Raw genomic sequence first — 7,955 nt, forward strand, 5'->3', positions numbered from 1 at the left:
ATATACATAGGGGCTGAATCAGACTAATAATTAGGTGCTAACGCAAGCACCAAACTGGGACGCTACCCAGCGAGAATTACACTAGAACTGATAAAACGCTGGCAGGAATAAGCAATGGAATTTTGGTCGTCACTGTTAATCGTTATCACTTTTGTCACCATCCACATTACACTCCCCTATTGGTCGGTTCTCAAAGGTCGACATTCACACACATTACTTAGCATTTGTTCTGGTACAGCGTTAGCCTATGTTTTCACTTATTTAATGCCAAAACTCGCGTTAGTCCAAACTAAGGTTACCCTAGGTTTGGATGAGGCCTTTCCAGTACTATATGGACACTATGTTTACCTCTTGGCATTGGCAGGGTTTCTGACTTTTTTCGCATTGGATCAGAAGATTGACCACTTACAACACAGCGAAGGGGGACCTGCGCCTCTTAAGAAGGCATTGGCGTTACAAATAGTCGGCTATGGCATATACAGCGCCCAAATTGGCTACTTAACAACAATCGCTAACGATCCAAACATTCAGTCCTATATTGCCGCCAGCCTAATTATAGGACTGCACGTAGTAGGCGTAAATCATTTCATTTTTCATCAAAATCCCGCGATTTTCAAAAGCACATTACGCTGGGTATACGCGGGATCGACAATCGTAGGTTGGGCACTAGGAACGTTTATCAGTTCATTAGAAGTGCCCGCACTACTATTGAACGCGTTTATTGCAGGCGGGATTATTATCACCGCGATTCGCGATGAATTGCCCGGCAGAAGCGACAAAAAGCCAAGAGTGTTTTACCTTTCTGTCATTTTCGGCTGCTTGGCAATATTGGCCGTTAAACACTGGCAACTTAGCTAACCATACCGAGCGTGTCACCACTAGCTCTGCTCAAGGGCACTCAAAAATTTGTCAATAACGGGTTCAAATTCGTACGGTTGGACTTGGTTGGGCTTACTACCTAAAAACTGACCGGACACCTATTATAATATCGAACGTCATTTCGACCACACGATTGGCCCCGCCACAAAACAAACAAACTGTACGAACCACTCCGCTTACATTGGGTACACGGCACTCGAAACTGATGAAAGATCTACCCGGCTACTGGACAAGCCAATCCACTGTTAAACGCTTTAATGCTCTCGTTGGGCATAAATTCCTATGCACGAAATTAGCAACCTTACTGGGCTCTTCGGCCTATTCACACCAAACCAATAAAATCGAAAACCTCTCGCTTTAAGCCTGACAAAGCACAGAGGCTTTCTATTTATGGACCATCGTATAGCTTTACCTTAGCGCCCAGCTCAACGAATAATTAAAGCGTAGTGCAAACTAAGCCTTACAGCTTTTATTAAAGCCTCCGAGAGTGGACCGATCCTTTACTTAAAAGACAACAATAAAGCATAAAGGATCGTCCATCAAACCAGTAACCCAATCACAAACTATTGTTGAATTTCAATTCCCGGTGGCTGCCAGCTTCCATCCAGGGCTTCATTTTTGGGCCAATAGAGTCGCATCACCATATAAATAGGTCCATCTGGTGCGGGCAGCCAATTGGCTTTTCCTTTGGCACTTTTCGGCTCTTCATTTTGAATAAACAAAGTGAGGGAACCATCGGAATTTTTTTGAAGCTCTTCCGATAGCATAGGGGAATTAACTAAATAGCGATTAATCGGATTTTTGATCAGTAACTGAGAGTCTCCGTCGTACATAGTTACAGACCAAAATGCATTAACCGGAGGATAACCATCAGCTGGAAAAGTAAGTGTGTAATTATGTTTACTTCCATCCAGCTCTACCCCATTAGCATCCACCTTAGTTAAGGGATAAAAAGCTTCTTTCGAATCGTTGCCATACAAGCCGACCATTGCAGCTGCCGCACGCATTAAGTAGTTATCTTGTAGCATTGTACGACTACCGAACAGCCCTTCAGAAATCTGCCAGCCGTTCACAAGATTCCCTACAGATGACTTTTTCCCCTTCGCTTTTTTGGCGCCTGATTCTATACCTGAAGCAATCGCCGCTTTTACGTCACTGCTCAACTCCACCGAAGGAAACGGTTTCCCTGGCTCTATACCAATTTTCGCGAATCGTTCACGAAGAGGGATTTCCACTTCTGCACTTCCTATTGCGGGTGCAAATTGAAGAATGAATGCTAAGTAGTTAAACGGATTCTCCTTTGCGGTAACTGGATCAAACTTAAGCCAATCCACAGCCGGCGCCTTCGCTGGCGGCGCAGTGTTATTATGCTCAGACAAGGTTTGTACCGAGTATTTGGCTTGCACTGCTTTCACTTGTTCCAAATCTGATTGGCCGAAAACCTGAGTCCGATAAATAGCGAAAGAGAACTCTGTTCCAGACTTGATCACAGTCTTGACGCCTTTTGGTGTCTCACCGTTCCAGCTTGGCCCCGCTATCGCATAACACCCAGCATCGTTACCCGTTGCCCGGCTACCTATATAACCATAGATGTAGGTATAGAGCGAAAGAAGCTGAATTGAATAGTAACGTGTGTCTTCAATTTTGGGCACACAAAGCACCACTGGCTCCGCGCGCAGATCCATCCAAACGAAAGAATAGACTGTGTCACTATTGGGTGTGACAATAGCAGTATCATCAGGAGAGGCCAGTTCAGCCTCATTATGAATTTGGTTAAACGGCGCTTTATACTGACTGCTCGTCTTGTCGACGGCGTACTGATATAAAACACTATAATTCATTAGCATGGGCAGACCGTATATCGTCGCCTCTTCAGCGATGGCCGAGGCTTCCGCTGCGGAAAGTTCTTCTGCCAGTGCATTTTTTGGCGCCAAAAAAGTGCTACACATTGCAAGCGCAGCCCCTAACCCGATAGACAAAATATTCCTTGAATACAACATGAGAGATTTCCTGTTTGATATTTGACAGATGATTTATTAAGAAGCTATTTAGCTGCTATGTACTAGTTTCTCAAACCAACATAAAGAGCTAGCAGACTGCTGAAGAGCCCCAAGCGTACTCAGGCTTTCAAGCTGGCTCGTAATCTAGGCGGCCTTTTGAAGGTGTGTGCCCACCCATCGAAAAAGGGCAACGACAAGTGCGGGCCAGCCTGTAAGCCCCGAAGGGCGTGACCTGAAGCGCACATCTGCTGCGCCTTGCCTCTAGCAAAGGGAACCACCCTGTCCGTCGAGACAAGACACAACATATGCACGCTTCAGGCTACGCTGAGCATGCATGGGGTTTTTCAACAGCCTGCTAGACAATTTCATTTCTATAATTTTTCTATTGTCGGGAACACGTAGCTACCATCGAGAACCGATTGCTCTGGCTCGTAAAGACGAACGCCATAGTTCCAACCATCCATAATCGGTAGACAATTAACCCGGCCATCATCACACCCACCAAAGTGAATAGTAATTGAGCCGTCAGAATTTTTCACAGCGTTTACGCTGTTATAGCTATAAGCATTCTTAGCGTTCTCCTGAAAATACCCCTCACTATTGTACAAACTTACCGACCAAAAGGCTCTGACCGGTACATCTTTGACCGACAATTTGTATTCACCGACCGGAAGCTCAGGATTGACATTGAGATAGAATGCATGTTTCTTAGGCAAACCGCCAAAACCAACTGCGGTACCGACTAGATGCCCAATCGGAGTGGTTTCTTCTTTGGATCCAAACCAGCCTTGTGAGTCAGCAACGCCTTTGCCTAACTCAAGTAGTGCATCCAACGTTTTTTTATAAGCGTCCATATCGTAATTTTTCACTACGAAAGGCTTCGCCGAATTTGCATTGATTTGAATTTCATCCTGCAACTTGTTGGCCTGTCTAACATCTTCGATTGAATTTGAATCAACCAACGTACGAATAACAATCCAGACATAGTCAGAATCAAACTTTTCTTTTGTAAGCAAATGACGGCCAGAATCAAGATAAACCTCATTAATGTAATTATCTTCGTTAACCACCATCATCGAGCGATAGCGCGAACCAGCATCCGGTAACGTAATTGTTGCTCCCTTACTGATATCTACTACAGCGAAGCTATAAATCGTATCCCGATTCATTCTGATCGTATCCTGCTTATCCAAAGGCACAGGCTCACGGATATTGAGCACCTTATTTATACCGCCGGCATTCTTTTGATAGGTCTCAAACTGCATAGCTGTTTGTGCAGTTATGTAATTTAGGACATCGACATGCACGGTCTCGTCACTGTTTGCGAAACAGCTAGCTGACATCAACGTAAATACTGCCGCAGCGATACATGTTCTAAACATACTTGTCATGATTTTAGGCCTTTAGATTGTTAATCGTATAGGTAGTAAGCGGGCATTAAAAGTACACCTAAATAGATTAAATAGTGTTTACGCTAAGCAGTGCGTATTCTAATGCCAAATTAAGTAGTGAATCACCCTTAAGATTCCTGTTACACAAATGGTTAATTGGACTCTTTGACCTCATTAAAGACCAGAGCTAGCGGTTTAGCTAAAGAGTGAACCTCCGATGCCTTTCCATGTACTTTTATATTTATATATAGGTGATGAGCCACTTTAAGGCTCTCACCTCCTGCTGTAATAGTGCCAACTAGTATATAAGTGCTCTTTTCGTCGTGAATCCGGGAAGTATAGATCCGTATACCTTACAAAAGTATGTATGCCAATTATGGCCGGACTGTGACCAATAACATATCTGCTCCTGTCCAGTTTCCCGTCAAACTTTTCAGAATCTACTACTGATACAGCTATTCCACCGCTGCCAGTGGACGCCCTGCATATAGAGTAATGGCAGATAAACACACCTGACACGCCACTATCTACGCATGCGACACCGCTCCACAGCTCCACTCCCCCTTTAACATGCAATACCTCCATCACGGCCTAACATCGAATTGGTGTTACTGAGGCATACTCCCACAGCAGCCTAATTCTGGCCGGGATAACTTTTGGACGAGACGGGAAATGTTTGGAAATACAGAAGAATTGGACATTGTTTAACAGCTCCCTGTTTGGCAATTATGCGGTTCAGTCGAAATAATACCGCAAGGAACAGATATTATCGATCAAATACGACAAAGCATCTAATACAGAGGTGTCCAACGTAAAAGACAAGGCCTTACTACGAAGCCCCTACGCCTTCCATCTTATTCAGCCGAGACGAGCTGGCATGTGGGTTAAATACAAAATTTGTGCGTCCTACAATCCTGCAGCTTGGATGAATATTGCGTCAAAAACATCATCTGACTCCAGTGCCCCCCGCTGCAACTTAACCACCCGATCCCGCACGCATCCCCAAGCTCCCCCTCCCTAACGCGGCTTTTAATACTCGGGCGTCCTATTTTCTGTATCTTAGCGAATTAAATATTCCATACGCTCTTTCGGCCTTGGAGTGGAGCAAAGAGGCCGAGGCGCATTGGGGTATTTTTGCTCAGTTAGGGCTAAAACGCTTTGCGTCCTAGTGGCGAGGAACCGCTGCGCGCCATATTAAACGCGGCGTAAACCCCAAGGGCGAGAAAAAGAAAGTCTAGCCAACTAAAGGAGGCTTTAAAAAACTCTGACGTGGCTACATGGCCATAGCGCTCGGCCAGTTCCTCGACGTTTTTTATCGACCCCACATCGCGCGCTTCATTTAAGTCCTCCTCCAGCTCTGCGCGAAACTCAGCGACGGTTTCGGCGGGGATATCCTTGGGCCCGACACCCACCACGTAGTTCTTGTCAACAATGTACTTGCGCAAAGCGTAATCACTGGAAAGAGCGCCCTCCAAAGGCACAATCTGGTCGCGCGCCACCGAGATAAATTCATCGAAATCTGCTTGGGTTGTTGCGCTATTAATCTCCGCCAGGTAAGTTTCGGCAAAAGACGACGCCACCCAGTATTTCCCCCCAAGTATGGCTATTAGCGCCAGGGCGCCACAAAGGTAGGCCGCACTGTCTCCTTCGGCGCCGTAATAGACCGCTGCGGCACCAATCATTCCGCCGATCGCCCAGGCCAAAAGGCCCAACTCCAGCTCAAAGGTGATGGCGATAAACTTCCACAGTAAGGCGCCAATGAAAGCGGCGGCACCAGCGGCGATAAAGATTTTTACGGTTGAAGGCGAAGTTGGGTCGTCGTCTTCTAGGGTGCTGGCTTCGTTGATGCGGTTCGAGGCTGTTGCGCACTCGCCTGGGAGTTGCGGTTCTATCGGTGAAACCGCTGGCTCCTCAGGCGGACCTTCAGAGACAGTGGCTTCCGACTCAGCCGAAATGGCGGTTGGCTGCATGGGCTCTAGGGTGAGGCCTGAACTAGTAGGCGTGGTGGCTTCAGTCGTGAAGCTCGATATTGATTCACCCTCGGGTGTAATGGTAGTTATCAGGCCTAGTTTTTCCATTTGTTGCTGCAAAAGCTTTGCGCGATCGCGGCTAATCGATTTTTTAATCGCCCGGCTATGCTGCACCAACTGCGCGGCCTTGGTCGTTTCTATTTTGGCGAGCTTGGCAAAGGCCGCAATAGCCGCCTTGAAGGAGTGCCCAGTTTTTACTTTGCCGGTGAAGTACACATCGAAAAGTGCTTCCTCTGTCATTGCTCGCCCTATCCTTAAGCCTTATAAATAATATTATTTAGTAAATTTTTTACGGTATTTTGATAATAATGGGCAATGATAAAGGTAGGCGTCGTTAGAGGCAATTATTGGGGTTTACTGCGCCCCGAATCACTCGCGATTCATGCCGCTCTAAACATTGTAGTGGCATAGTTAATTTGGCCACCTAATTAGAGGTGATATGATCACTTCTTAGACACATAGGTGACCAATGAGTAAACGAACAAGACCAACTTTTAGCCCCGAGTTTAGACTGGAATCGGCCCAGCTGGTAGTCGATCAAGGTCGGACAGTTAAAGAAGCTGCTGAAGCGATGGGGGTCGGGCTGTCTACAATGGACAAATGGGTTAGACAGCTTCGCCTGGAGCGCGAAGGCGGTAAACCCGCCGCGACACCCATGACGCCAGATCAGCGCCGGATACGAGAACTTGAACGTCAAATTCAGCGCATAGAGGAAGAGAAAGATATTTTAAAAAAGGCTACCGCTCTCTTGATGTCGGACTCACTGAACAATTCTCGATAATTGAGAACCTCAAGAAGAGCTACAGCGTTGCCCGAGTTTGCGAGGTGTTCGGAGTCCATCGCAGCAGCTACAAGTACTGGCAGGCTAAGCCCAAGACGCCGAGTTTGGAGCAAGTAAAACTACAAAGTGAAGTTCGTTTGGCACACGGCCTCAGCCAAGGTTCCGCAGGAGCGCGAACCATTGCCAGCATAGTCTCTGCCAGAGGGTTACCTTTGAGCCGGTACCGTGCGGGCAAGTTGATGAAAGCCCTGGAGCTGGTAAGTTGCCAGCTTCCCACCCATCGTTATAAAACGGGGAGCGAAGAGCACATAGCGATACCGAACACTCTAAACCGAGAGTTTTCTGTTTCAAAACCCAATACAGTTTGGTGTGGTGATGTCACCTACATATGGATTGGTGAACGGTGGGCGTACTTGGCGGTTGTATTGGACCTATACGCAAGGAAGCCGGTGGGCTGGGCGATGTCATTGTCGCCTGATAGTGAATTGACCGGGCGAGCCCTAGAGATGGCGTACGAGTCCCGAGGTCGGCCTGCTGGAGTGATGTTTCATTCCGATCAAGGCTGTCATTATACGAGTCATCAATTCAGGCAGCGATTATGGCGCTACAAAATTAAGCAAAGCATGAGTCGCCGTGGCAATTGCTGGGATAATGCACCAATGGAGCGTTTCTTTAGAAGCTTAAAAACGGAGTGGATACCGACAACCGGCTACAAAAGTTTTGGCGAGGCCCAGCGCTCGATCACTGAATACATCACTGGCTACTACAGCCAGGTAAGACCACACAGAAACAACAATGGAGTGAGCCCAAATGCAGCCGAGCTGTTGTACTGGGCCGCCTCCTAAACTGTGGCCAAATTTACTTGACCACTACA

At 46.9% G+C, this 7,955-nt stretch carries 5 protein-coding genes; 2 read left to right on the top strand and 3 right to left on the bottom strand.

Going from position 1 to position 7,955, the window contains the following annotated elements; all coding sequences use genetic code 11:
* Positions 1 to 114: 114 nt before the first annotated feature.
* On the top strand, positions 115 to 858 hold the full coding sequence (locus QWI17_RS08195) for a hypothetical protein (protein WP_302722031.1): 744 nt from the start codon (positions 115 to 117) through the stop codon (positions 856 to 858).
* A gap of 584 nt (positions 859 to 1,442) precedes the next feature.
* On the opposite strand, the gene QWI17_RS08200 is transcribed toward QWI17_RS08195, so the two are convergent.
* The 3 genes from QWI17_RS08200 to QWI17_RS08210 form a co-directional block, all read right to left on the bottom strand.
* Complete coding sequence (locus tag QWI17_RS08200; RefSeq protein WP_302722032.1) at positions 1,443 to 2,879, bottom strand: DUF1254 domain-containing protein; 1,437 nt, start codon at positions 2,877 to 2,879, stop codon at positions 1,443 to 1,445.
* Positions 2,880 to 3,250: 371 nt separating this feature from the next.
* Entirely contained in the window at positions 3,251 to 4,270 is a 1,020-nt protein-coding gene (locus tag QWI17_RS08205; protein WP_302722033.1) for a DUF1214 domain-containing protein, read from the bottom strand.
* 1,148 nt (positions 4,271 to 5,418) lie between these two features.
* Positions 5,419 to 6,540: a hypothetical protein gene (locus QWI17_RS08210; protein ID WP_302722034.1), complete on the bottom strand. Its 1,122-nt coding sequence runs from the start codon at positions 6,538 to 6,540 to the stop codon at positions 5,419 to 5,421.
* Positions 6,541 to 6,769: 229 nt separating this feature from the next.
* On the opposite strand from QWI17_RS08210, the gene QWI17_RS08215 reads away from it, so the two are divergent.
* A protein-coding gene (locus tag QWI17_RS08215) for an IS3 family transposase (protein ID WP_370661378.1) occupies positions 6,770 to 7,926 on the top strand; the annotation gives its coding sequence in 2 pieces (ribosomal slippage) (positions 6,770 to 7,037 and positions 7,037 to 7,926; 1,158 coding nt in all).
* The last annotated feature ends 29 nt before the right edge of the window (positions 7,927 to 7,955 follow it).

The organism is Gilvimarinus gilvus, from assembly GCF_030518155.1.
Lineage (GTDB): Bacteria > Pseudomonadota > Gammaproteobacteria > Pseudomonadales > Cellvibrionaceae > Gilvimarinus > Gilvimarinus gilvus.